The organism is Streptomyces sp. NBC_01808, from assembly GCF_035917395.1.
Lineage (GTDB): Bacteria > Actinomycetota > Actinomycetes > Streptomycetales > Streptomycetaceae > Streptomyces.
In genome coordinates this window covers 1359472-1382086 of the sequence record NZ_CP109072.1, presented here as the reverse complement: position 1 = coordinate 1382086, position 22615 = coordinate 1359472, and the positions used below count along the sequence as shown (strand labels likewise).

Genomic DNA, 22615 nt, shown 5'->3' with positions numbered 1-22615 from the left:
ACTGACCGTGACGGCCCCGCCCTACGCGGGCTTGGCCTTGAGGAGGTTGATGCCGGGGTAGGGCTGCGGCTGGATCCCGGTGATCTCGCCGTCGTCCCAGGCGGTGACCAGCTCGGTGTGGACCACGGGGTAGATGACCGCATTCTCCGCGATGACGTCCAGGTACTCCTGCGTCATCTGCTTCTTCTTCTCCTGGTCCGGCTCGCGCGTGGCCGCGTCCATGAGCCGGAACAACTGCTTGGCCTCGGACGCCTGGGACCAGCGGGCGTAGTCCATCCAGACGTTCTCGGCGGTGTAGTTGTAGCGGAGGATCAGATCCGCGTCGATGCCGAGCTGGTTGGGGTTCGAGGCGGAGGCGACGACCTGGTAGTTCGCCTTCTGGTCCAGCTTCGTGAAGAGGGCGGAGGTCTCCTGCGGTTCGAGCGTGGTCTCCACGCCGATGGCGTCCCAGGACTCCTTGATGGTCGGGATGCAGTCCGCGATCCAGCTCACGGTCGACGCCATGAGCGTCACCTTCAGCCCGCTGACCCCGGCGTCCTCCAGCAGCGCCTTGGCCTTGTCCGGGTCGTAGCCGTAGACGGTCCTGGCCTTGCGGTACGTGGGGTTGCCCTCGTCGAGGAAGGAACTGGCGGCCTTGCCGTAGCCCTTCAGGCCCGCCTCGATCATCTTGTCGGTGTCGATGGCGTAGTGCAGCGCCTGGCGCACGCGTACGTCGTCGAAGGGCGCCCGCTCGGTGTTGAAGAGCAGGAACATGTGGTTCATGCCGGCCCCGCCCTCGACGGTGAGGCCGTCCTGCTCCAACTGCTTCACGTTGGCGTAGGGGATGTTGTCGGAGATCTGCGCGCCGGCGCTCCCGCCGGAGATCTTCGCGACCCGGGGGGCGGCGTCCACGATGGACAGCCAGTTCATCTTCTTGAAGTTGGCCTTGCGCGGGCCGTTGTAGTCCGCGTACGCCTCGAAGGAGGTGTTCGACAGCGGCTGGTTGGCCGTCATCTTGTACGGTCCCGAGCCGACGGCCACCTCGGGCAGGCCGGTGTCGAGGTCCTTCCAGGCACCGGACTTGCCGAGGATGTGCTTGGGCAGGATCTTCGCCAGGGTGAGCCGGGACAGCCCGTCCGGGAAGGGAAAGGCGAGCACCAGGTCGACGGTGTTGTCCCCGGTCTTCTTGACCTCCTTCAGCCAGCCGGCGAAGAACCCGTGAGCGAGGGTCTGGGTCTTGGTGTCGAGTATCCGGTCGAAGGTGAACACCACGTCGTCGGCGGTGACCGGCTTGCCGTCGTGCCACGTCGCGCCGGAGCGCAGGGTGAACGACCAGGTGTCCGCGCCGGTGTCGGCGGGCAGTTCGGTCGCCAGCGCGGGGTAGGGCTCGCGGGTGATGGGGTCGGTGTCCAGCAGCCCCTCGAAGATGTGGTGGTTGGCGGCCACGGAGAACGCGGACGCGGTCAGCGTGGGGTCCCAGCTCTGGTCGTTGCCGTACCCGATGACGGCGGTGACGGAGTCCCCGCCGCCGCCCCCGCCGGTGTCCGAGGTCGAGTCCGGACCTCCCGAGCAGGCGGCCAGCGCCGGCGCCATGACGCCGAAGGCGCCCAGCGCCCCGCCGTACTGCAGCAGTCGCCGGCGGTCGACGCCCGGCTCTGGTGATACGTCGCTCACGGTGCCTCCAGGAGGGGAAAAACAGGAAATGGCGCCGCGCCTGTCCCTGTCCCGGGGAAAGGCGGGGTGATGGGAGGTCCTACGTTCTACCTCTTGGCGGTGAACATAGAAGTTGGCCGGGAGGCGGGTCAAGAGGTCGGCGGCAAGCGTTATGCGCTGTCAACCCCGCCCGAGCCGGGCATCGACGACGATCTCCCCCGGCTCCGCGCGCCTTTCCGGCGCGTCCGGCAGCGGCGTTCGCTCCTGCGCGTCGTCCAGGGCGCGGTGCAGCGCCCGTACGTCCGCCTCCGGGTGAGCAGCCGCGGGGCGAGCGCGGCCAGGTCCGCGTGGACCGGCGAGGGCCGGGGTGAGGTCGGGGAGCCCGGCCGCGGCGAGGACGGCGGGGTCGGGGGCGGCGGAGCCGGGGGCCGTGGTCATGGGGTGGGGAGGTTGCGGTGGCGGACCGAGGTGAGCCAGGACTCGACGCGGGGCTGGTCCGGGGACTCCGGGAGGGGGCTCGCGGGCAGGGCCCCGTCGAGGCGGGTGGCCAGCTCCGCGGTCCACGCCGTCACTTCGTCCCAGGTCAGCTCGCCGCGCCGGACCGCCAGCAGCCGCTCGCGGTGCGGGCCGACGTCGACGCACAGCTCACCCGTACGCAGCAGCGCCTCCCCGCTCAGCAGCAGCCGCAGCAGGTGCACCACGTGCTTCCACCGCACCTCGCCGGTGCGCTCCCGGCGCGCGCGGGCCCGGGCGAGCTGGCGGTACGCGTAGCGGCCGAACGTGCGGTGGACCTGCCGGGACAGGAACGCCGGGCTGATCTCGCGCAGTTCCGCACCGAGCGGCGTGCAGCGCTCGACCAGCGGGGAGTGGAGCACTTCGAGCAGGTTCGGATTCCCGTCGAGCGCGAGCGCGCAGCAGCGCTCCACCTCCCAGCTGAACTGCTCGGGCAGCGGCCCCTCCCAGTGCGGCGGCGGCTTCTCCAGCCGCCAGAACCACTCCGTCGGCGCGACGTACACCCCGCGCCGGTCGGTGTCGGACGCCGGCGTCGCCAGGCCGAAGGCGCGCGAACCCGCCACCACCGCAAGGATGGTGTGCTTCTCGACCAGCAGTTCGCCGCGCTCCACCCGGCCATCCTCGCCGGGCCCCGCCGCCGCCCGCCAGGGGTTTTACGCTCCTGGCCGCCGCCCCCGGGTCACGCCACCTGCGCCAGCACCTCGGCCGCGATCAGCTCCAGGTGGTCCAGGTCCGACAGGTCGAGGATCTGGAGGTAGAAGCGCTGCGAGCCGGCCGCGCCGTAGCGGCCGAGCTTCTCGACCACCTCCGCAGGGGTGCCGGCCAGGCCGTTCTCCTTCAGCTCCGGTACCTGCCTGCCGATGGCCGCCGCCCGGCGCGCCACCTCCGCGTCGTCCTTGCCGACGCAGGCGACGAGCGCGTTGGAGTACACCAGGTCGGACGGCGCCCGGCCGGCGGCCTCGGCCGCCTCGCGGACCCGGGCGAACTGCCGCTCGGTGTCCTCCGCCGAGCTGAACGGCACGTTGAACTCCGCCGCGTAGCGGGCGGCCAGCGCCGGGGTGCGCTTCGGGCCCATGCCGCCGATCAGCACCGGCAGCGGCGCCTGCACCGGCTTCGGCAGCGCGGGGGAGTCCTTCAGGTCGTAGTGCGTGCCGGAGTAGCTGAAGGTGTCGCCGGTCGGGGTGCCCCACAGCCCCGTCACGATCGCGAGCTGCTCCTCCAGCCGGGCGAACTTCTCCTTCGGGAACGGGATCCCGTAGGCGGTGTGCTCGTCCTCGAACCACCCCGCCCCGATGCCCATCTCGACCCGCCCGCCGGACATCTGGTCCACCTGCGCCACCTGGATGGCCAGCGGCCCCGGCAGCCGGAAGGTGGCGGCGGTCATCAGCGTGCCGAGCCGGATCCGGCGGGTCTCGCGGGCCAGGCCCGCCAGCGTCACCCAGGCGTCCGTCGGCCCGGGCAGGCCGCTCACGTCGCCCATCTTCAGATAGTGGTCGGAGCGGAAGAAGGCGTCGAAGCCGAGGTCTTCGGTGGCGCGGGCCACGGTCAGGAGGGTGTCGTACGAGGCGCCCTGCTGCGGTTCTGTGAAGATGCGGAGATCCATGGAGCCATTGTGCGTCAGCCGTGCCCTGCGGCTTCCCGGGGCACGTCGGCGGTGCATAGAGTGCAGTCACCGCACTGCCCGGCTTGCCGCTAGGGGGTCAGGATGACGGTCGTCTACCGCGCGCCGGAAGGGGACGACGGACTGGAGTTCACGGTCCGGCTGACTCCCGAGGAGACCAGGGCGCTGACCCGCGAGGCCCGGCTGCTGGCGGAGATCGTCGACAGTTGCCTGTGGGCCCTCGGCATGCTCCGTACGGGCGTCAACTCCCGCGACGCCGGCGGCCCCGCGCCCATCCCGGGCGACTGGTACGCCGCCCTGCGCGACCTGGAGCGCATCGCGCCCCGGATCGAGGGCACGCGGGACGCGGTGATCCGCGCGCTCGCCGAGGCGGGGGAGGGCACCGACCGGCTGGCGCACGCGATGCACACCGACGAGGAGACGGCGTTACGGCGCCGGGCGGCCGTGCTCGGGAACCCGCCGTCGGAGTGGGAGACCTGGGCGGCGAAGGGCGCGCCGGAGTAACACCTGCGGCACCCCGTCATGCCGGCCTTCAGGCGCGGCAGTCGAGCCGCGCCCTCAGGCCCGTCGCGCGAGCCCGGTCCTCAGGCCCGTTCCACCAGCACCGCCGAGCCCTGCCCCACCCCGACGCACATCGTCGCCAGCCCCCGCCGCGCGCCCGTACGCACCATCCGGTGCAGCAGCGTCGTCAGGATCCGCGCCCCCGAGCAGCCCAGCGGGTGGCCCAGCGCGATGGCCCCGCCGTCCGGGTTGACCGTCTCCGGGTCCAGCCCCAGCTCGTCCACGCACGCCAGCGACTGCGCCGCGAACGCCTCGTTCAGCTCGGCCGTCTCCACGTCCGCCACCGACCAGCCCAGCCGGTCCAGCGCCTTGCGCGTCGCCGGCACCGGGCCGACGCCCATGACGTCGGGGTGGACGCCGGCCGAGGCGCCGGCCGCGTACCGGCCGAGCGATTCCAGGCCCAGTTCCGCCAGCGCTTCCTCGCTCACCAGCAGCAGCGCCGCCGCCCCGTCGTTCATCGGCGAGGAGTTGCCCGCGGTCACGCTGCCGCCCGCCCGGAACACCGGCTTCAGCTTCGCCAGTTGCCCGGCCGAGGTGTCCTCCCGGATGCACTCGTCCGCCGTCACCGGGCCGGCGTCGGGCCGTACGACCGGCAGCAGCTCCGCGTCGAAGTGCCCCGCCGCCCGCGCCGCCGCGGCCCGCCGGTGGCTGCGCAGCGCGAACTCGTCCTGCCGCGCCCGCCCCACCCCGTACTTCCCGGCGACCTCCTCCGCCGTCTCGCCCATCGCGAGCAGCCCGTGCAGGTCCCGCATCCGCGGGTTGACCAGCCGCCAGCCCAGCCGGGTGTCGGCCGTCGCCATCGCCCGCGGCAGCGCCTCGTCCGGCCGGGGCAGCACGAACGGCGCGCGGCTCATCGACTCCGAGCCGCCGGCCAGCACCACGTCCGCCTCGCCCGCGGCGATGGCGCGGGCGGCGGTCGTGACGGCCTCCAGGCCCGACGCGCAGAGCCGGTTGAGGGTGGCGCCGGGGACGGACTCGGGCAGGCCGGCCAGGAGGAGGGCCATGCGGGCGACGTTGCGGTTGTCCTCGCCCGCCTGGTTGGCGGCGCCCCAGTAGACGTCGTCGATACGGGCCGGGTCGAAAGCGGGAACGCCGTCGAGGAGCCCGCGGATCACCCCCGCGGCGAGGTCGTCGGGGCGTACGGCGGACAGCGAGCCGCGCAGCTTCCCGATCGGCGTGCGGCGGGCGGCGGCGAAGTGGACGGTGCGCACGGCGGGCCTCCCCATCGAAACTAGCGGTGCTAGTTTCGGACTATAGCCCGCGCGCCGGGCCCGCGGCCAGGATGCCCCGCGACGTACCATCCGCCCACTTCCACGGTGATCGCTTACGATCGAACACGTTGTCCTGGACGACCGCGAAGCCGACGCGAGGAGAGCACGATGAGCAGTGCCAAGGTTGCCGACCAGCTCGTGGAGGTCCTCCTCCAGTACGGCGTGAAGCGCATCTACGGCGTCGTCGGCGACAGCCTCAACCCGCTCGTCGACGCCATCCGCCGCAGCGACGGCGCCATCGAGTGGGTGCACGTGCAGAACGAGGAGGCCGGTGCCTTCGCCGCCGCCGCCGAGGCGCAGGTCACCGGGCAGCTCGCCGCCTGCGCCGGTTCCTGCGGACCCGGCAACACCCACCTCATCCAGGGCCTGTTCGACGCCCAGCGCAGCGGCGCCCCCGTCCTCGCCATCGCCTCGCACATCCCGTCCACCCAGATCGGCAGCGGCTACTTCCAGGAGACCCACCCGGAGAAGCTCTTCGACCAGGCGTCCGGCTACTGCCAGTTGATCTCCCAGCCCGAGCAGATGCCCCGCATCGCCCGGATCGCCGCCCAGCACGCCGTCGGCGCCAACGAGGTAGCGGTGCTCGTCCTGCCCGGCGACATCGCCGACAAGCAGGCCGCCAACCCCACCGGGCACACGGTCCCCTGCGCCCGCCCGGCCGCCGTCGTCCCCGACCCGCAGACCGTGCGCGAGCTGGCCGACGCCCTCAACGGCGCCGACCGCGTCGCCCTGTTCGCCGGCGCGGGCGTCCGCGGCGCGCACGCCAAGGTGATGCGGCTCGCCGAGACCGTCAAGGCGCCCGTCGGGCACACGCTGCGCGGCAAGGAGTGGATCCAGTACGACAACCCGTACGACGTCGGCATGATCGGCCTCCTCGGCTACGGCGCCTGCTACGACGCGCTCCAGGAGGCCGACCTCGTCGTGATGCTGGGCACCGACTTCCCGTACGACGCCTTCCTGCCGCAGGCCAAGACCGTCCAGATCGACATCGACGCGACCCGCCTCGGCCGCCGTACGCCGCTGGAGGTCGCCGTGCACGGTGACGTCGCCTCCACCCTGGACGCGGTGCAGCCGCTGCTGCGCGAGAAGCGCGAGCGGCGCTTCCTCGACGCCACGCTGCGCAAGCACGAGCGGTCGCTGACCAAGGTCGTCGAGGCGTACACCTCGAACGTCGAGAAGCACGTCCCGATCCACCCCGAGTACGCCGCCCGGCTGCTGGACACGCTCGCCGCGGACGACGCCGTGTTCACCGTCGACACCGGCATGAACAACGTCTGGGCCGCCCGCTACCTCACGCCCAACGGCCGCCGCCGCGTCATCGGTTCCTTCACGCACGGCTCCATGGCCAACGCCCTGCCGCATGCCATCGGCGCCGCCAGCGCCGACCGCGACCGCCAGGTCATCTCGCTCTCCGGCGACGGCGGCCTCGGCATGCTGCTCGGCGAGCTGATCACCGTCAAGCAGCACGACCTGCCCGTCAAGACCGTCCTGTTCAACAACTCCTCGCTCGGCATGGTCAAGCTGGAGATGCTGGTCGACGGCCTGCCCGCGTACGGCACCGACCACAGCAAGGTCGACTTCTCCGCCATCGCCCGCGGCGTCGGCATCCCCGCCTGGCGGGTGGAGAAGCCCGGCGAGATCGAGGGCGCCCTGCGGGAGGCGCTGGCGGCGAAGGGCCCCGCGCTGGTCGAGCTGATCACCGACTCCAACGCGCTGTCGATCCCGTCGCGGATCACGCTGGAGCAGGTGCGCGGCTTCGCGCTGGCCGCCGGGCGCACGGTGCTGGAGGGCGGCGTCGGCACGATGCTCGACCTGGCCCGCTCCAACCTCCGCAACATCCCCCGCCCCTGACCGCGAGGACGTCGTGCCGTACGCGCCGGGCGCCCGTCCGGTCCGTACGGCACGGGCCCCTCAGGTCAGCCAGGGCAGGTCGCCGAAGTAGCCGCCCTTCGCCGGCGGGGTGAGCAGCGCCTGCCGCGTGCGGTACGTCAGCGGCGTGCCCGCGCACCGCGCGGCGGCCCGCGCGCGCAGCTCCCAGCGGCCCGCGGGGGCGCCCTTCGGCGGCGTCACCCGCCAGCGGGTGACCACCTCGGCGCCCGGCGCGAGCCGGGCGCGCGGCCTGCGGGTCGCGGCGCGCACCTTCCAGCCCTCGGGGACCTGCAACTGCACCCGCGGCTCGGTCCACGGGCTGTCGGACCCGTTGTGCAGGGTGGCGGTGACCGTCAGCACCCGGCCCGGCTCGGCGTAGGGCGGGGCGCCGATGCGTACGCCGAAGGGCTCGCGGTCGTACGTGTCGCGCCACTCCCGCCGCATGACGTGCACCAGCCGGGCGGCGATGTCCGGCCGGTCCGCGACCCGGTCGACGGACTCGGCGGGGTCGTCCGCCAGGTTGTACAGCTCCACCTGCCAGCGGTCGTCCGGCGCCCTGCGGTCCTTGCCGGGCGCGAAGCGCACCGCCTTCCAGTCGCCGGCGCGCACCGCCTCGGAGATCCGGCCGATCCGGTCGTGGTCGGCGGCGCGGGCCAGCGGCGTGGAGGCCCGCTCGTTGCGGTACCAGTACAGGAACTCGTGCCGGGGCGCGGGCCCGGTGCCGGTGAGCAGCGGGGCGAGGGAGAGCCCGTCGACGTCCCGGGGCGCGGGGGCGCCGCCCAGCTCGGCGAGGGTGGGCAGCAGGTCTATGTGGGGCGTCGGCCGGTTCACGACGCCGCGCCGGATGCGGTACGGGGACCAGGCGATGAGCGGCACCCGGATGCCGCCCTCGTACAGGTTCCGCTTGTAGCCGCGCAGCCCTTGCTCGCGCTGGAAGAGCGCCGGCGTCACGCCGCCCTCCTCGTGCCGGCCGTTGTCGCTGGTGACGATCACCACGGTGTCCTCGGCGATGCGCCGCGCGTACAGCTCCTCGATCACCTGGCCGACCATCCGGTCGAAGTTCGCGACCTGCGCGGCGTGCCCCTTGTCCTCCGGCTTCCAGTCGGTGTCGCTGTACTCGCCGGTGTCCGGCACGGTGCTCGGGGCGTGCGGCACGTTGGGGGAGAGGTAGAGGAAGAACGGCTCCTCGGCGTGGTTGCGGATGAACTGCAGGGCGCGCCTGGAGAACTGCTCGGGCGCGTACGTGCCGCGCCCGCCGTCCCCGTTGCCCGCGAGCGGGACGCGGCGGCTGTTGTGCCAGAGGTACTGCGGGAAGTAGTAGTGCGCGTGCCGGTGCGTCAGATAGCCGTAGAACTCCTCGAAGCCCCGGTAGTTGGGGTGGCTGTGCTGGTCCGGCTCCTCGGGGCCGAAGCCCCACTTGCCGATGCACGCGGTGCGGTAGCCGCGGGCCTGCAGCAGCTCGGCGACCGTGGTGTCGGCGTCGCCGATGGAGGGCTGGATGCCGCGCATCGGGTTCTCCCGGACCCGGGCCCGGCCGCTGTGCAGGCCGGTCAGCAGCGAGGCGCGCGACGGCGCGCAGACCGGCGCGGAGGCGTACGCCGCGGTGAACCGCAGCCCGTCTTCCGCGAGCCGGTCCAGGTGGGGGGTGCGGATGAGCTGCTGGCCGTACGAGCCCAGCTCGCCGTAGCCGAGGTCGTCGGCGACGATCAGCACGATGTTGGGGCGGTCGCCGCGAGGGCTGCCCGGCGCGGCGGCGAGCGGGGCGGGGGTCAGCGCCGCGACGCCGACGCCCGTGGCCGCGGCCGCGAGGAACTGCCGTCGGGTGGTCAACCGGCTCCCCCTCTCGGACGACTGGTGCCGATGAGCAGCGCCGTCCGGAGGCGGTGGCGGGGCGGGCACGCAGTGTCTGGGGCCGCGTCACCCGCCGGGGGTGAACGGGTCCGGCTGTCGGGTCCGCCGTGGCGGAATCCGGGCCGGAAGCGGTGCGAGGCGCCCGTATCCGGGTATGGCCGGGCGCCCGACTGCCGCGCCGTCTGGTCGGGACGGCGGAATGGCCGCGCAGGGGTGACCTACGGATCAGTTCCCCCCGGACTGCGTCTACCCCGTGCGCTTGCGTACGGCTTGACGTTTCGAGGGGGACCCTACCACCAACGATCGACGCCTCCGCGCGCGTTGGGGGCTCGCGGAGGCCGCGCCTCCGGTCGCTCCGTACCCGCTACTTGCGTCCCTCGCGTCCCTCACGCCACTCCCGTACCAGCGTGTCGGCGTCCAGCGGGGCGAGCTTCAACGGCGGGCCGACGGCGGGCGCGCGGTGCGCCGCGCGGATCTTCTCGTTGACCTCCGCGACGATCTCGCGCACCTCCTTTTCGCTCCGCGCACTGGTCACGGCGGTGAGCGCGGCCTCGGCCTCCTTGCGGACGGCGAGCGAGGGCGGCAGCGCGGACAACTGCTCGCGTGCCATCTTCGCCTTGACCCACCACAGCTCGTCGTACGGCCGGTCGAGATCCGCGAGCGGCTTGCCCTTGCCCGGGAGGTCGTCGAACCCGCCGCGCTCGGCCGCCTCCCGGATCTGCCGGTCGATCCAGGACTCGAAGCTCACACCCGGCGGCTTGCGTTCGGTCATGCGCGGTGCTCCCCTCCGCTCGCGGCGGTCGCCGATCGGCCGTTCTCCCACCTCAACGGTAGCGGTGGCGCCCCGGCCCCCGGCGCGCGGGTGACGTCGCGCCGATGGCGGCTCTCAGCTTGCGCACACCTTGGTAACAATTCAGACAATGGCCTCGGAAGGTGTCCATCCGGCCCCGAGAGGGAGACCCACGTGCCCCGTCTGCGTTCCGCGCGCCGTGCACCGCTGCCGCCGCGCCGTGCCCCGCGCCCCGCGCGCCCCACGACGCGGCTGCCGCGCTCCGCGCACCTCGCCGGCGCCGCGGCCGCCGTCCTCGCCCTCTCGGTCGCCGCCGCGTCCTGCGCCGCGCCCGGGCAGGGCGGCAGCGCCGCCGCCGCCGACGCGGCGGCGGAGCTGGTGCTGCAGCCCGTCGCCGACCGCGGGCACGATCCGTTCACCCCGAGCACCGCGACGCCCGACGGCGCCGCGCCGTCGCCTTCCCGCGCCGCCGCGCCGCCCGACAGCCCCCCGCCGGCGGAGCCGGGCAGGCACCAGTCGGTGTCGGGCGGGAAGGCCGGGCTGTACGGCGGCGTACGGAACGTCGCGAGCTGCGACGTCGACAAGCAGATCGCCTTCCTCGGCCGCGACGCCGACAAGCAGGCGGCGTTCGCGCGCACCCTGCGGGTCGACGAGGGGGACCTGCCGGGCTTCCTGCGCGAACTCACCTCCGTGCTGCTGCGCACCGACACCCGGCTGACCGGCCACGGCTTCGCGGACGGCGAGGCGAGCCCGTTCCAGTCGGTGCTTCAGGCAGGCACCGCGGTGATGGTCGACGACAAGGGCGTACCGCGGGTGCGATGCGCGAGCGGCAGCCCGCTGGCGGCGCCGGAGAAGCTGAGCGGCAACGACCGCTACGGCGGCACCGGCTGGCGCGGCTACCGGCCGTCGCGGACCGTCGTGGTCACGCCCGCGCAGCGGGCGCTGTCCCGGCTCGTCATCGTGGACGTCAACACCGACCTGTGGTTCGAGCGGCCCGTCGGCGCGCGGCCCGGCGAGGACCGGAAGCTGCCGCAGCCGCCGCGGGACCACTTCAACCCGCCGTCGCCCAGTGGCTCCCACAGCCCCAGCGCCGAGCCCACGGGCAGCCCGGGGCCGACCACCGAGGGCCCGTCCGAGGGGCCCGGCACCGAGTCCGGGGAGCCGAGCACCGCCCCGCCGCTGCCGGGCGGCATCGACGAGGAAGAGGACCACGAGCGGGTCTCCGCGGGCGAGTCGGCCGGGGCGGGCGAGTCAGCCGGGTGAACCCGCCGGCTCCGCCGCGGGACCCGGCGCCGTCCGGGGCGCGGCGGGCCGGCGCCGCACCGGCGCCAGCGTGAACCCGCGCGGCATCAGCGTCAGCCGCTCGGCTATGTCCAGCCGGTAGCCGGGGTCGCCGCGCAGCTCGTACCTGCGCAGCAGCAGCCCCAGCACGAGCGTCGCCTCGTGCAGCGCGAACTGCCGCCCGATGCACGCCCGTTCGCCGGTGCCGAAGGGCTTGAAGACGTGCCCGGGCCGGGCCCGTACCCGCTCCGGCAGGAAGCGGTCCGGGTCGAAGCGGTCGGCGTCCTGGCCCCAGACCGCCGGGTCGCGGTGCAGGGCCGGGATCAGCACCAGGGCCCACGCGCCGGCCCGCATCGGGTGGACGCCGCCCAGCATCGTGTCCCTACGGGCGGCGCGGGTGAACGCGGGCGCCGTGGGCCACATCCGCAGGGACTCGTCCAGCACCCGGCGCACGTAGCGCAGCTTGCTCACCTGCCGGTACGACGGCTCCCCGGCAGGACCCCACACCCGGTCCACCTCGGCGCGGGCGCGGGCCATCACCTCGGGGTGGCGGGAGAGGTAGTACAGCGCGAAGGAGAGCGCGCCGGAAGTCGTCTCGTGCCCGGCGACCAGGAACGTGAGTATCTGGTGGCGGATGTTCTCCGGCGACAGCCGCTCCCCGGTGCGCGGATGGCGGGTGTTGAGCATCAGCCCGAGCAGGTCCTGCGCCTCCGGGTCCTCGCGCGCGGTGCGCTCCCGTACGACCCGGTCGACGACGGAGGTGAGATACGCGGCGTCGGCGCTGCCGCGGCGGCCGGGACCGCGGTTCTTCACCGGGCTGAACGGCCGCGGCACGTCGCCGCCCTGGGCATGGCGCAGGGAGCGGACCATGGCGGCGACGAACGGGTGCTGCTCGGTGCGCTCGAAGGAGCCGAAGTCGTAGCCGAAGCCGGTGTGGGCGATGGTCTCCAGGGTCAGCTTGGTCATGTCGGCGGAGACGTCGGCCGCGGTGCCGGCTCCGGCGTGCGCGTCCCAGGCGGCGGTCAGCCGGGAGGCCATCGCGAGCATCACCGGGTGGTAGCGCTCCATCGCCTCGCGGGTGAAGGCGGGCGCGAGGATGTCGTGGCCGAGCTGCCAGTTGGGCTCGTGGCTGTGCGCGGTGAACAGGCCGTCGCCGCCCACCTCGCGCAGGTTGTAGACGGCGAGCACGACGCGCTTGGTGAACCGCGACTCGTCCGCCAGCTCGGCGAAGAGGTCCGCGCCGGAGACCACCACGATCTCCAGCCCGAAGATCTTGCGCCGGAAGATCGGCCCCAGCTCCCGGGCCATCCGCAGCGAGTCCTGTATGGGCCTGCCGGGATCGAGGCCGAAGACGTCGCCCACCACCGGCAGCCGGTGGCGGGGGCGGGGGATGCGGCTCAGCTCCGGCCAGGGTGCGGGACGGGTGCGTAAGAACGGCGTCGCCATCGTGCCCTCCCTTATTGAACTCGATTCAGTAAGCAGCGTGCGGCACTGCTGAACCGGTGTCAAGTAAGGTGGCGCGATGGCTCGTTCCGGCGCTCGGGGTACGGAGACGGGGCGCCCGCGCACCCGCATGGGCACCGAGGAGCGGCGCCGGCAGTTGCTGCGGATCGGCGCCGAACTCTTCGCCGAGCGGCCCTTCGACGACGTGTGGATCGAGGAGGTCGCCGAGCGCGCCGGCGTCTCGCGCGGGCTGCTCTACCACTACTTCCCGGCCAAGCGGCAGTTCTACGCGGCCGTCATCCGGCACGAGGGCGAGCGCCTGCTGCGCATGACCGAGCCGGACCCGGACACCCCCGTCGGCCGGCAGGTGCAGCAGGGGCTGGAGGCGTACCTGCGCTACGCCGAGGAGCACGCCCGCGGCCTGCGCGCCTTCCACCGCGCCTCGGCCACCGGGGACCGGGAGATCCACGAGATCCACGAGCAGCTCCTCGCCGAGCAGGAGCGCCGGATCGTCACGGTGCTCGACGCCCAGGCCGCAGCCGGGCTGATCGACGGGCCCGCGCCCGCGGCGCTGCGGCTGGCGGTGCACGGCTGGCTGGCGTTCGTCACGGCGGCGGTCCTGGACTGGCTGGAGCGGGGGGAGCCGTCGCGGGCGGAGGTACGTGAGGTGTGCACCCGGGCGCTGCTCGGGGCGCTGGAGGGGGCGCGGGGGGACTGAGCCGACGCGGCCCGCCGGGCTGCCCGCCGTACGGTGGCCGCGGACCGGCCCGCGCGGGTCCTGGCGCCGCCCCCGTGGGCCGCCGGGGCCGCCCGCCGGGCGGTCCCCGCGGGCCCGCCGCCGCTCGACTCGTGAGCTGCGGGCCGCGGCCCTACGCTGGTGAGCATGGCCGCGCGAGCACTGGACGCCACCGGGGTCGCGGAACTCGTACAGGCCGCGACCGCCGCGCCCTCCATGCACAACGCACAGCCGTGGCACTTCCGCTGCCACCTCGGCCACCGCACCGTCGAGATACGCGCCGACATGGAGCGCGCCATGCCCGCCGCCGACCCCGAGCGGCGCGCCCTCCACGTCGGCTGCGGCGCCGCGCTGTGCAACCTGCGGTCCGCCGCGGCCGCCGCCGGCTGGCGGACCAGGACCGACCTGCTCCCGGCCGCGCACGAGCCGCTGCTGCTCGCCTCCGTCCGGCTCACCGGCGCGGAGCCCGGCGAGGAGACCGATACGGCGCTCGCCGCGCTGGCGGAGCAGATCCCCCGCCGGCACTCCAGCCGCTGGCCGTTCGCGGAGAAGCCCGTACCGCCCGCCGATCTGACGGACCTCGTCGAAGCGGCGCGTACCGAGGGCGCGACGCTGGTGTTCCCCGACGCCTGGCACGCGGCGTCCCTGCTGGAGCTGGTGCAGGACGCCGAGGTACGCGACGCCGAGACGCCCGACCGCGCCGAGGAGCTGGCCCGCTGGACGCACCCGTGGCCTGACACCGCGGACGAGGGCGTCCCCGGCTACGCCTACGGCCCCCGGCGCCGCAGCGGCACCGCCCCGATGCGCGACTTCGGCGGCCGCACCGAGCCGCCCGGCCGGACCAGCGCCCCCTTCGAGACCGCGCTGAACATCGCCCTGCTCGGCACCGCGCACGACAGCCCGGCCGAGTGGCTGCGCGCGGGCCAGGCGCTGGAGCGCGTGCTGCTGACGGCCACCCGCGCCGGGCTTGTGGTCTCGCTCACGAGCGAGGCGCTGGAGTGGTCCGACCTGCGCGCGCTCGTCCGCGACCCGCTGACCGACGTCGGCCAGGTCCAGATGGTGCTGCGCATCGGCTACGGGCCCCGCGGCCCGACGACGCCGCGCCGGCCGCTCTCGGAGGTCATGGAGATCGTCTGAGCACCGGCGGCGGCCCACGCCCGCGCGCTCGGCGCCGAGATCCGCCGCGGCACCGCGCTGACCGGCCTGAGTCAGGACGCGCACGGCGTGACCGTGCGGACGGCCGCGGGCGAGCTGACCGCCCGCTGGCTCGTCGGCTGCGACGGCGGCCAGAGCACCGTGCGCAAGCTCCTCGGCGTCGGCTTCCCCGGCGAGCCCGCCCGCATCGAGACGCTGATCGCCGACGTCCGGCTGACCGCGCCGCGGGCGGAGGTCATGGCGGCGGTGGCCGAAGTCCGCAGGACCCAGCTCCGGTTCGGCATCGCGCCGTTCCCCGACGGTACGTACCGCGTCATCGTGCCCGCCGCGGGACTGGCCGCCGACCGCGCCGTCCCGCCCGCCTTCGACGAGCTACGCGCCCGGCTGCGGGCCGTCGCGGGCTCCGACTTCGGTGCGTACGAGGCGAGTTGGCTCTCCCGCTTCGGCGACGCCACCCGGCAGGCCGAGAGCTACCGCACCGGCCGCGTCCTCCTCGCCGGCGACGCGGCGCACGTGCACCCGCCGGTGGGCGGGCAGGGGCTCAACCTCGGCGTCCAGGACGCATTCAACCTCGGCTGGAAGCTGGCCGCCGAGGTCGCCGGCCGGGCGCCCGCGGGGCTGCTCGACACGTACCACGCCGAACGCCACCCCGTGGCCGCCGACGTGCTGGACAACACCCGCGCGCAGACGCTGCTCATGTCCACCGAGCCGGGGCCGCGGTCCGTACGCCGGCTGCTCGCCGAGCTGATGGACATCGAGGAGGTCAACCTCCGGGTCATCGAGAAGATCATGGCGACCACCGTCCGCTACGACCTCGGCGACGGCCACGCCCTGCTCGGGCGCCGGCTGCGCGATCTGCGGCTCAAGCGGAACGGCCGCCTCTACGAGCTGACGCGCGCCGGCCGCGGACTCCTGCTCGACCAGACCGGCCGGCTCTCGGCCGCGGGTTGCGCGGACCGCGTCGACCACGTCGCCGACACCGTCGAGGCGGGGGACGCGCGGGACGCGAGCGACGGCCTGGACGCGCCCGCCGTGCTGCTCCGCCCCGACGGACACGTCGCCTGGGCCGGCGAGGACCAGGACGATCTCCTCGACCACCTGCCGCGGTGGTTCGGCGCACCCGCCGCCTGACCCCCGGCGCCGGCGTCAGTACTCGGCGAGCAACTGCTCCAGCATCTCCTGGCTCGACTCCTGCTTCTCCGCCGCCGCGCACAGGCCGTCCATCGTCAGCAGGTAGCGCTCGACGTCGTTGCGCTTGTCGAGGTAGAGCGCGCTGGTCAGTTGCTCGATGTACGCCACGTCCGGCAGGTCCGGCTCCGCGAAGCGCAGGATCGTCAGCGGGCTGACCACGGCGGCGAAGCGGCCGGTGGCGAGCCGGGCGACCTGGACCGTGATGTTCGACAGCTCCAGGATCCCCAGCAGGTGCTTGATCTGCGCGCGCATCACCGTGCGCCCGCCGAGCGGGCGGCGCAGCGCCGCCTCGTCGAGGACCACCCAGTAGCGCGCCGGCTGGTCGGCGTGGCCCAGGATCTGCTGCCTGCGCAGCCGCAGGTCGACGTGGCGCTCTATGGCCGCCTCGTCCGCGTTCGGGTACGCGATCTGTGCGAACGCCCGCGCGTAGTCGGCGGTCTGCAGCAGTCCCGGGATCCGCTGGGCCTGGTAGGAGCGGATCAGCGAGGCGGCTTCTTCGAGGCCGAGGAACGTCTCCATCCAGGCTGGCGTCACGTCGCTGTACTGGTGCCACCAGCCGGTGGTGTTGGCGCCGCGGGCCAGCGCGAGGTAGTGCTCGCGCTCGGCCTCGTCCTCGACCCCGTACAGCGTCAGCAGGGCGGCGATGTCGTGTTCCTTGCAGCCGCCCCGGCCCAGCTCCAGCCGGCTCAGTTTGGGCTGCGAGGCGCCGATGGTACGCGCCGCGGCCTGGAAGGTGATGCCGCGCTGCTCGCGTAGCCGCCGCAGGTTGTTGCCGAGGATGATGCGGCGCACGGTGGGGCCGCCTCGGGACGGGGCCGGCAGCGAGTTCGTCTCCGACATGCTTGGCGCGTGCATCGGGCTCCCAAGGTGATCAGGTCGCGCCCTTCAGTCTCGCATCGAAGGAGTCAACGTGTACAGGGAAAGCGATTGTTGAAGTTGAATATGCCTCTGGTACGCGGCCGTTACGCTCTTCGGCCGGCCGGGCTGTACGAGCTGTCCGGGCCGCCCGCGCCGGTCAGGGGCGCCGTGCGAACACGGCGCGGGCGCGCGGACTGCCGTCCGGCCGCCGCCCCAGCTCCTCCAGCGCGGCGGTCGCCACCCTGAACCCGGTGCGCTCCAGGTCCGCCAGCACGTCGGGCAGGCGGAACGTGCGGTAGTACATGACGAATCGCGGGCGCCACAGCGCGTTCCGGACCCGCATCGCGGTGTCGAACCCCCACAGCGCCCAGTATCCCCGGGACCCGACCGGCTGCGGCGCGGGGATGGGGAAGGCGAAGTACCCGCCGGGGCGCAGCGACCGGAAGACCTGCGAGAAGAGCGCCGGACGCTCCCGGGGCAGGAAGTGGCCGAAGGCGCCGAAGCTCACGGCGAGATCGAAGGCGGGCGCGAAGGGCAGGGCCAGGGTGTCCGCGCGTACCCAGCGCATCGAGGGCGGGTCCGCGGCGTCCGCGTACGCGCGCCGCGCCTCGGCGAGCATCCCGGCGCTGAAGTCGACGCCGACGACCCGCTCCTTGCACAGCCGCCGCAGCATCCCGGCGCCCGCGCCCGTGCCGGTGCAGACGTCGAGGCCGTACGCGAACGGGCCCAGCGGCTCGACGGCGCGGGCGAACGCGTCCAGCACGCGGTCGGGGGTGCGGAACGGGGAGCTGTCGAACTTCGCCGCCAGCAGGTCGTAGCCGCGTTCCGTGGAGGACATCGCCTGCACGGTCAGCTCGAGAAGGGTCGGGCCCTCGGGACTGAACATCGTCGATCATCGTAGTGGCGCTGCGTGCCCGCGCACGCCGTGCGGGTCCCGGGTGCCGGGCCGTTGACATGCGCGGACGGCCGGTCCCAGACTCGGACCCGGCGATGACGAACGCTCGTGCGCAGGACGAACACCCGGAAGCGGGGTGGCATGGCGGAGATCCTGACCCTGCGGGACGCGTTGCCGAGCTGGTGCACGACGGCGACACGGTGGCGATGGAGCGCTTCACGCACCTGATCCCGTTCGCGGCGGCGCACGAGGTGATCCGCCGGGGCGCGACCGACCTGACGCTGGTACGGATGACCCCGACCTCGTCTGCGACCAGCTCATCGGCGCCGGGCTCGCGCGCAAGCCCGTCTTCTCCTGGGGCGGCAACCCGGGAGTCGGCTCGCTGCACCGCTTCCGCGACGCGGTCGAGAACGGCTGGCCCCGGCCGCTGGAGATCGAGGAGCACAGCCACGCCGGGATGGCCCACCGCTACGTCGCCGGGGCCGCGGGACTGCCGTTCGCCGTCCTGCGCGGCTACCGCGGCACCGGGCTCGCGGCCCGTACCCCGACGGTGGCCACCGTCACCTGCCCGTTCACCGGCGAGGAGCTGGCGGCGGTGGCCGCCGTCAATCCCGACGTCGCGGTCATCCACGCGCAGCAGGCGGACCGCGCGGGCAACGTACGGAAGCGACCACCGCACCCACGACGAGCAGAACGCCGCCATCGCCGCCTGAATCCGCTGGCGCAACAGCCGGGCCGAAGGCCGGGCAAGCGGAGTCCCTCCAGCAAGAAGCCGATCAACTGATCGTCAAAACACTTGGTCAGCAGACCGGCCCGAACACCATGGCTCCCCCCGGGGGAGACGTCACGGTGGCTGTCCCTGGCGAGGAGCACGCCAGGGTCTGTATCGCCTTCACCGGTCTCGGGCCGGGCTCACCCGGGGTGCTGGTCGTCCTGCAAGTCGTGCAAGGCGGGGGCGTAGGAGATCCCGACGATCAAGCCGTCCGCCGTGAGAAGTCTGGCCACCGTCTGGCCCCACGGCTCGGTGCGCGCCTGGTGCACCAGCTCGAAGCCCGCGCGCTGAAGCTCGGCACCGGCGGCTGTGACGGCTTCCGCGTTCGCCACCTCGAACTCGATCGATGCCTGCGGGACCACCCGGTCGGTGGGCCACTGGGCCGTGCCGAAACATGCCTCGGCTGCCTGCGAGAGCGGCCACAGCCCGAAGTGCTTGCTGCCGGGGACGCTCCCGCTGGAGTAGTAGCCGTTGCCTTCCCCCTCCAGGGGCAGGCCAAGAGTCTCAATGAACAGCTTGCGGCTCAGCGGCGGGTCGGCGACGACCACCGCCACGCTCGTGATGAAGAGAACGTCCATGCGGGTGGTTTCCCTCCCTGCAGCGACAGGACTGCGAGTGCCGGAGATTCGGCCTCGCCGGCGCCGCTTTCAGCGGCCGGTCCCGCTCAACCTATCCGCCTGCTCCCAAGGGCCAAGACATCCGCGCCAACACCGCCTTGAGCCACCCGATCGGGCGGCTCATCTTCCCACCCACGATCACGACTGCTGCCATGCCACCGATCCCCAGACGGCCTACCCGGCGCGTTCTGGCGGCACCATGCATCGGCGCAGCGCCACCGCCTCGTCGGCGTGCGACTCCAGCAGGTCCGCCGCCCGCCGGAACACCCGCCGGCGCGCGGCGGGCCGGTCGCGGCCCAGCCGGCGAAGGCCGCCTCCGCGGCGCCCACGGCGCGCCCCACGTCGGCCACGCCGACAGCGGCACCGTCGCGCACACGTCGCCGGTGTACGGGTCGAAGTCCTCGGTCGTACGCTCCGAAGCGGCCGGCCCCGGTCCGGGACCGCGACGGCACGGTGGTCGGGGCGGTCAACATCCCCGTACCGGCGAGCCGCAACTCGGTCGAGTCGGTCCGCCGCGACCTGCTGCCGCACCTGCTGGCGGCGGTCGCGAGAATCGAGGCGGACCTGAGGGTGACAGGCACGCGACCGTGAACGGGACCGGCCCGGTGGCCGGCAACAGCCGCACGAGGGACACCACTTCCCCCGAGCCCTAAGCCGACACCGCCCCCGTCGCCCCGTCCTCCGCGCCGGGCAGCCGGCGCATGCGCGGCACGGGCGAGGGCAGCAGCCACAGCACCGCCAGCGCCGCCCCGACCGTCGCCACCCACAGCGTCGGCCGCAGTCCGAGCGCGGTGCCCAGTGCCCCGCCCGCGAGCGCACCGAGCGGCCGGACGCCGAAGTTGACGGTCTGGAAGGCGCCGAGGACGCGGGAGCGCAGCTCGTCGGGGATGGCGGCGGCGAAGTAGGCGTTGGCCGAGATGTCCAGGATCATCACGCCGAACGCGGAGGCGAACTCCGCGGCCAGCAGCATCCCGGCGACCACCGGTGTCGGCCCGTCCGCCAGCGGTATCAGCGTGAGCGGCACGCTGAAGCCGGCGAATCCGGCGGTCATCGCGGGCCCCACCCCGTACCGTGCCACGACCCTGTTCGCGAGGACGGCTCCGACCAGGCCGCCGACGCCGCCGGCCCCGAGCACGAGGCCGAGGAGCCCGGCGCCGAGGCCCAGTTCCCCGGTCGCGTAGAGCACGAACAGCGCCTGGAAGATGAAGTTGAAGAAGTTGAGCGTCGCCGTCGCGGCGGCGCAGGCGCGCACCGCGGGAGTCCGCAGGATCCACCGGATCCCGGCGGTGGCCCGGCTCTTCTCCCGCGCGGCGGGCGGGGGTTCGGCGGCGGAGATGCGGCCGAGGAAGAGCGCCGAGACGAGGTAGCTGAGCGCGTCGAGCAGCAGCGCGAACGGCGCCGTGGCCACCTGTACGAGACCGCCGCCGACTCCCGGCCCGGCCGTGAACGCCAGCGCCCGGCTGCCGTTGAGCAGCGAGCTGCCCTGGACGTAGCGCTCGACGGGCAGCAGGGCGACGTACACGGTGCCGGCGCAGACGTTGAACAGCGCGCCGAGCGTGCCGACGGCGAAGGCCGCCGCGTACAGGTGGGTGAGCGTGAGCGCGTCGAGGGCGTACGCGACGGGGACGGAGGCGACGGCCAGCATCCGGCCTAGGTCGGCGGCGATCATCACCCGGCGGCGGCTGCGCCGCCGGTCGGCCCAGGCGCCGGCGGGAATGGAGAAGAGGAGCGCGGGCAGGAGCGCGGCGGCGGTGAGGAGGCCCATGTCGGCGGCGCCGGCGCCGAGGAGCAGCACGGCGGCGAGGGGGAGGGCGATGCGGTGCACCTCGTCGCCGAGGAGGGAGACGCTCTGGGCGGCCCAGTAGCGGCGGAAGGGGCGGTCGCGGAGCAGCTCGGGCAGGGCGGGGCGTATCACGACGGGGACTGCTGCGGGGGCCGCCCGGCGCGGTCCTCCGGGGCGGTCGGGGGAGGCGCGTCTGCGGTATCTGCCGAGCCGGCCGTGTCCGCTGTATCCGCCGAGTCCGCCGCCTCCGGCCCGTCCTGTGGGTCGACGAAGGCCAAGCGCAGCAGGCTTACCAGCCTCGCCCCCTCCGGGCGCCGCGCGGGGTTCTCGAAGCGTTCGTCGTAGCGGGACAGCAGCCGGGTCATCTCCTCCGTCAGCCCGGTCAGCTCCTCGGGCGTGAGGTACAGGCTCCAGTCCCCGGAGTACTCCGCCGCCTGCCATGCGCGCGGCAGCCGGTGGCGGACGGCGAGCGCGGCGCCCAGCTTCCGCACGTACGCGTCGACCTGCGCCATCGTCAGGTCCCCGACGGCCTCGGTCGCGGCCGGGTCGTCGTACGCGGCCTCCCAGTGCGTCGTACGCGCCGTGGCCCGCCACGGCTTCTCCCGCCCCCGCCCGCCGCCGCTCTGCTCGACGAGCCCGTACTTGGCGAGCATCCGCAGGTGGTACGAGCACCCGGCGACGGACTCCCCGGTCAGCTCCGCGGCCCGGGTGGCGGTGAGCGGCCCGTGCCGGCGGAGCAGGCCGACCAGCTCCATCCGGGTGGGGTGGGCGTAGGCGCGCAGGGCGCGGGCGTCGGTGAGGTCGATGCGGTCCGGCATGCATCTAAAGATAGCTTTAGAAAGGTTCCTTTAGAAGCCTCGCGAGCCAACCGGGAGGAGAATGGACCGATGGACCTGGAGAGCGTCGCGGACGAGCTGTACGGGCTGCCGCCGGGCGAGTTCGTCGCCGCCCGCGGCCGGCACGTCGCCGCGGCGCGTACGGCCAAGGACCCGGCGCTCGCCAAGCAGATCGCCGCCCTGCGCAAGCCGACGCTCGCCGCCTGGGCCGGCAACCTGCTGGTCCGCTCCGCGCCCGAACAGGTCGACGCGCTGCAGCGGCTCGGCGAGGGGCTGCGCGCGGCGCAGGACCGGCTCGCGGGGGACCGACTGCGCGAGCTGACCCGGCAGCGCAACGCGCTGGTCGCCGAACTCGCCCGCGAGGCCCGCCGGCTCGCCGCCGAGGCCGGCCAGCCGGTCGGCGACGCCGTCCAGCACGAGGTCGAGACGACCCTCCATGCCGTCCTCGCGGACCCGGACGCGGCCCGCGAGTGGGCCGCGGGCCACCTCGCCAAACCCCTCACCACCCGCCCCGGCTTCCCGGGCACCGCGTCCACCGCGTCCACCGCCCGCGCCCCCGCCTCCTCCCGCCGCCCGGCCCGCAAGCGCCACCTCAAGCTCGTCGAGGACCCGGCGAAGGTGCGCGCCGAGGAACTCACCCGGGCCCGTAAGGAGGCGAAGGCCGCCGAGCGCGATGCCCGCGACCAGGACAAGGCGCTGCGCCGCGAAGAATCCCAGCGGGACAAGGCGGAATCCCGCCTCGAAGAGGCCACCGCCCGCGTCGCCGACCTGACCGAGCAACTGCGCACCGCCGAGAAGGCCGAAAGCGAGGCCCGCGAAGCCCTCACCCACGCCCGCCGCACCCTGACCGCCACCACCCGAGCCACCCGCGAATCCCGCAGAGCAGCCGACAGGGCGGCGGCGAAGGTGGCGGATCTGGAATCCGAATCGGACCAGTGAG

The 22615-nt window shown here is 73.9% G+C and carries 19 protein-coding genes and 3 pseudogenes; 9 read left to right on the top strand and 13 right to left on the bottom strand.

The window, feature by feature from the left end:
• Positions 1-21 precede the first annotated feature (21 nt).
• From OG946_RS05720 to OG946_RS05705, 4 genes are all read right to left on the bottom strand, one after another.
• Positions 22-1572, bottom strand: a complete 1551-nt coding sequence (locus OG946_RS05720; RefSeq protein ID WP_442814585.1) for an ABC transporter substrate-binding protein — start codon at positions 1570-1572, stop codon at positions 22-24.
• A gap of 240 nt (positions 1573-1812) precedes the next feature.
• Positions 1813-2070, bottom strand: a complete 258-nt coding sequence (locus OG946_RS05715) for a hypothetical protein (protein ID WP_326795057.1) — start codon at positions 2068-2070, stop codon at positions 1813-1815.
• The gene (locus OG946_RS05710; RefSeq protein WP_326795056.1) at positions 2067-2756 is read right to left on the bottom strand and encodes a nucleotidyltransferase domain-containing protein; all 690 of its coding nucleotides are present in this window, start codon (positions 2754-2756) and stop codon (positions 2067-2069) included. Before OG946_RS05710 ends, OG946_RS05715 begins: the two co-directional genes overlap by 4 nt.
• A 68-nt stretch (positions 2757-2824) precedes the next feature.
• Positions 2825-3748 carry an LLM class F420-dependent oxidoreductase gene (locus OG946_RS05705; RefSeq protein ID WP_326795055.1) on the bottom strand — a complete coding sequence of 308 codons (924 nt, stop codon included), beginning with the start codon at positions 3746-3748 and terminating at the stop codon, positions 2825-2827.
• Positions 3749-3850: 102 nt separating this feature from the next.
• Between OG946_RS05705 and OG946_RS05700 the strand changes: the two genes are divergently transcribed.
• A complete protein-coding gene (locus tag OG946_RS05700; RefSeq protein ID WP_326795054.1) occupies positions 3851-4270 on the top strand; it encodes a hypothetical protein in 420 nt (139 codons plus the stop codon).
• Positions 4271-4350: 80 nt separating this feature from the next.
• On the opposite strand, the gene OG946_RS05695 is transcribed toward OG946_RS05700, so the two are convergent.
• Entirely contained in the window at positions 4351-5538 is a 1188-nt protein-coding gene (locus tag OG946_RS05695) for a thiolase family protein (protein WP_326795053.1), read from the bottom strand.
• A 168-nt stretch (positions 5539-5706) separates the two neighbouring features.
• On the opposite strand from OG946_RS05695, the gene OG946_RS05690 reads away from it, so the two are divergent.
• Entirely contained in the window at positions 5707-7449 is a 1743-nt protein-coding gene (locus OG946_RS05690; RefSeq protein ID WP_326795052.1) for a pyruvate dehydrogenase, read from the top strand.
• Between the two features lie 60 nt (positions 7450-7509).
• On the opposite strand, the gene OG946_RS05685 is transcribed toward OG946_RS05690, so the two are convergent.
• Both OG946_RS05685 and OG946_RS05680 read right to left on the bottom strand, forming a co-directional pair.
• Positions 7510-9297, bottom strand: coding sequence for a sulfatase-like hydrolase/transferase (locus tag OG946_RS05685; protein WP_326795051.1), 1788 nt, complete (start codon positions 9295-9297; stop codon positions 7510-7512).
• A gap of 385 nt (positions 9298-9682) precedes the next feature.
• Positions 9683-10090, bottom strand: coding sequence for a J-domain-containing protein (locus OG946_RS05680; RefSeq protein WP_326795050.1), 408 nt, complete (start codon positions 10088-10090; stop codon positions 9683-9685).
• 192 nt (positions 10091-10282) lie between these two features.
• Here OG946_RS05680 and OG946_RS05675 point away from each other — a divergent pair, with 192 nt between their 5' ends.
• Positions 10283-11371, top strand: a complete 1089-nt coding sequence (locus OG946_RS05675) for a DUF6777 domain-containing protein (RefSeq protein WP_326795049.1) — start codon at positions 10283-10285, stop codon at positions 11369-11371.
• Here OG946_RS05675 and OG946_RS05670 read toward each other — a convergent pair.
• Positions 11360-12835 (bottom strand): cytochrome P450, encoded by a 1476-nt coding sequence (locus tag OG946_RS05670; protein ID WP_326795048.1) that lies wholly within the window; start codon positions 12833-12835, stop codon positions 11360-11362. The two genes, OG946_RS05675 and OG946_RS05670, sit on opposite strands and share 12 nt — an antisense overlap.
• Before the next feature lie 76 nt (positions 12836-12911).
• Here OG946_RS05670 and OG946_RS05665 point away from each other — a divergent pair, with 76 nt between their 5' ends.
• The 3 genes and pseudogenes from OG946_RS05665 to OG946_RS05655 form a co-directional block, all read left to right on the top strand.
• Complete coding sequence (locus tag OG946_RS05665) at positions 12912-13550, top strand: TetR/AcrR family transcriptional regulator (protein ID WP_326795047.1); 639 nt, start codon at positions 12912-12914, stop codon at positions 13548-13550.
• Between the two features lie 165 nt (positions 13551-13715).
• Positions 13716-14705 carry an Acg family FMN-binding oxidoreductase gene (locus OG946_RS05660; RefSeq protein ID WP_326795046.1) on the top strand — a complete coding sequence of 330 codons (990 nt, stop codon included), beginning with the start codon at positions 13716-13718 and terminating at the stop codon, positions 14703-14705.
• Positions 14706-14720: 15 nt separating this feature from the next.
• A pseudogene (locus OG946_RS05655) lies at positions 14721-15854 on the top strand (FAD-dependent monooxygenase); the annotation flags it as partial.
• Between the two features lie 15 nt (positions 15855-15869).
• On the opposite strand, the gene OG946_RS05650 reads toward OG946_RS05655, so the two are convergent.
• Together OG946_RS05650 and OG946_RS05645 are read right to left on the bottom strand one after the other, a co-directional pair.
• Positions 15870-16754, bottom strand: a complete 885-nt coding sequence (locus OG946_RS05650; protein WP_326795045.1) for a helix-turn-helix domain-containing protein — start codon at positions 16752-16754, stop codon at positions 15870-15872.
• A gap of 175 nt (positions 16755-16929) precedes the next feature.
• Positions 16930-17658, bottom strand: coding sequence for a class I SAM-dependent methyltransferase (locus OG946_RS05645; protein WP_326795044.1), 729 nt, complete (start codon positions 17656-17658; stop codon positions 16930-16932).
• 150 nt (positions 17659-17808) lie between these two features.
• On the opposite strand from OG946_RS05645, the pseudogene OG946_RS05640 reads away from it, so the two are divergent.
• A pseudogene (locus OG946_RS05640) lies at positions 17809-18331 on the top strand (CoA transferase subunit A); the annotation flags it as partial.
• 248 nt (positions 18332-18579) lie between these two features.
• On the opposite strand, the gene OG946_RS05635 reads toward OG946_RS05640, so the two are convergent.
• Entirely contained in the window at positions 18580-19017 is a 438-nt protein-coding gene (locus OG946_RS05635) for a VOC family protein (protein WP_326795043.1), read from the bottom strand.
• A 465-nt stretch (positions 19018-19482) separates the two neighbouring features.
• Here OG946_RS05635 and OG946_RS05630 point away from each other — a divergent pair.
• A pseudogene (locus tag OG946_RS05630) lies at positions 19483-19647 on the top strand (IclR family transcriptional regulator); the annotation flags it as partial.
• A 58-nt stretch (positions 19648-19705) separates the two neighbouring features.
• Here OG946_RS05630 and OG946_RS05625 read toward each other — a convergent pair.
• Positions 19706-20971 carry an MFS transporter gene (locus OG946_RS05625; protein ID WP_326795042.1) on the bottom strand — a complete coding sequence of 422 codons (1266 nt, stop codon included), beginning with the start codon at positions 20969-20971 and terminating at the stop codon, positions 19706-19708.
• The gene (locus tag OG946_RS05620) at positions 20968-21657 is read right to left on the bottom strand and encodes an ArsR/SmtB family transcription factor (protein ID WP_326795041.1); all 690 of its coding nucleotides are present in this window, start codon (positions 21655-21657) and stop codon (positions 20968-20970) included. Before OG946_RS05620 ends, OG946_RS05625 begins: the two co-directional genes overlap by 4 nt.
• A gap of 69 nt (positions 21658-21726) precedes the next feature.
• On the opposite strand from OG946_RS05620, the gene OG946_RS05615 reads away from it, so the two are divergent.
• Positions 21727-22614: a hypothetical protein gene (locus tag OG946_RS05615; protein ID WP_326795040.1), complete on the top strand. Its 888-nt coding sequence runs from the start codon at positions 21727-21729 to the stop codon at positions 22612-22614.
• Position 22615: the final 1 nt, after the last annotated feature.

Excerpts from the sequence above, each read along its gene's own strand:
- OG946_RS05720 (WP_442814585.1), bottom strand. The coding sequence starts at position 1,572 with ATGGCGCCGGCGCTGGCCGCCTGCTCGGGAGGTCCGGACTCGACCTCG.
- OG946_RS05715 (WP_326795057.1), bottom strand. The coding sequence starts at position 2,070 with ATGACCACGGCCCCCGGCTCCGCCGCCCCCGACCCCGCCGTCCTCGCC.
- OG946_RS05705 (WP_326795055.1), bottom strand. The coding sequence starts at position 3,748 with ATGGATCTCCGCATCTTCACAGAACCGCAGCAGGGCGCCTCGTACGAC.
- OG946_RS05700 (WP_326795054.1), top strand. The coding sequence starts at position 3,851 with ATGACGGTCGTCTACCGCGCGCCGGAAGGGGACGACGGACTGGAGTTC.
- OG946_RS05690 (WP_326795052.1), top strand. The coding sequence starts at position 5,707 with ATGAGCAGTGCCAAGGTTGCCGACCAGCTCGTGGAGGTCCTCCTCCAG.
- OG946_RS05680 (WP_326795050.1), bottom strand. The coding sequence starts at position 10,090 with ATGACCGAACGCAAGCCGCCGGGTGTGAGCTTCGAGTCCTGGATCGAC.
- OG946_RS05670 (WP_326795048.1), bottom strand. The coding sequence starts at position 12,835 with ATGGCGACGCCGTTCTTACGCACCCGTCCCGCACCCTGGCCGGAGCTG.
- OG946_RS05665 (WP_326795047.1), top strand. The coding sequence starts at position 12,912 with ATGGCTCGTTCCGGCGCTCGGGGTACGGAGACGGGGCGCCCGCGCACC.
- OG946_RS05660 (WP_326795046.1), top strand. The coding sequence starts at position 13,716 with ATGGCCGCGCGAGCACTGGACGCCACCGGGGTCGCGGAACTCGTACAG.
- OG946_RS05650 (WP_326795045.1), bottom strand. The coding sequence starts at position 16,754 with ATGTCGGAGACGAACTCGCTGCCGGCCCCGTCCCGAGGCGGCCCCACC.
- OG946_RS05645 (WP_326795044.1), bottom strand. The coding sequence starts at position 17,658 with ATGTTCAGTCCCGAGGGCCCGACCCTTCTCGAGCTGACCGTGCAGGCG.
- OG946_RS05635 (WP_326795043.1), bottom strand. The coding sequence starts at position 19,017 with ATGGACGTTCTCTTCATCACGAGCGTGGCGGTGGTCGTCGCCGACCCG.
- OG946_RS05620 (WP_326795041.1), bottom strand. The coding sequence starts at position 21,657 with ATGCCGGACCGCATCGACCTCACCGACGCCCGCGCCCTGCGCGCCTAC.
- OG946_RS05615 (WP_326795040.1), top strand. The coding sequence starts at position 21,727 with ATGGACCTGGAGAGCGTCGCGGACGAGCTGTACGGGCTGCCGCCGGGC.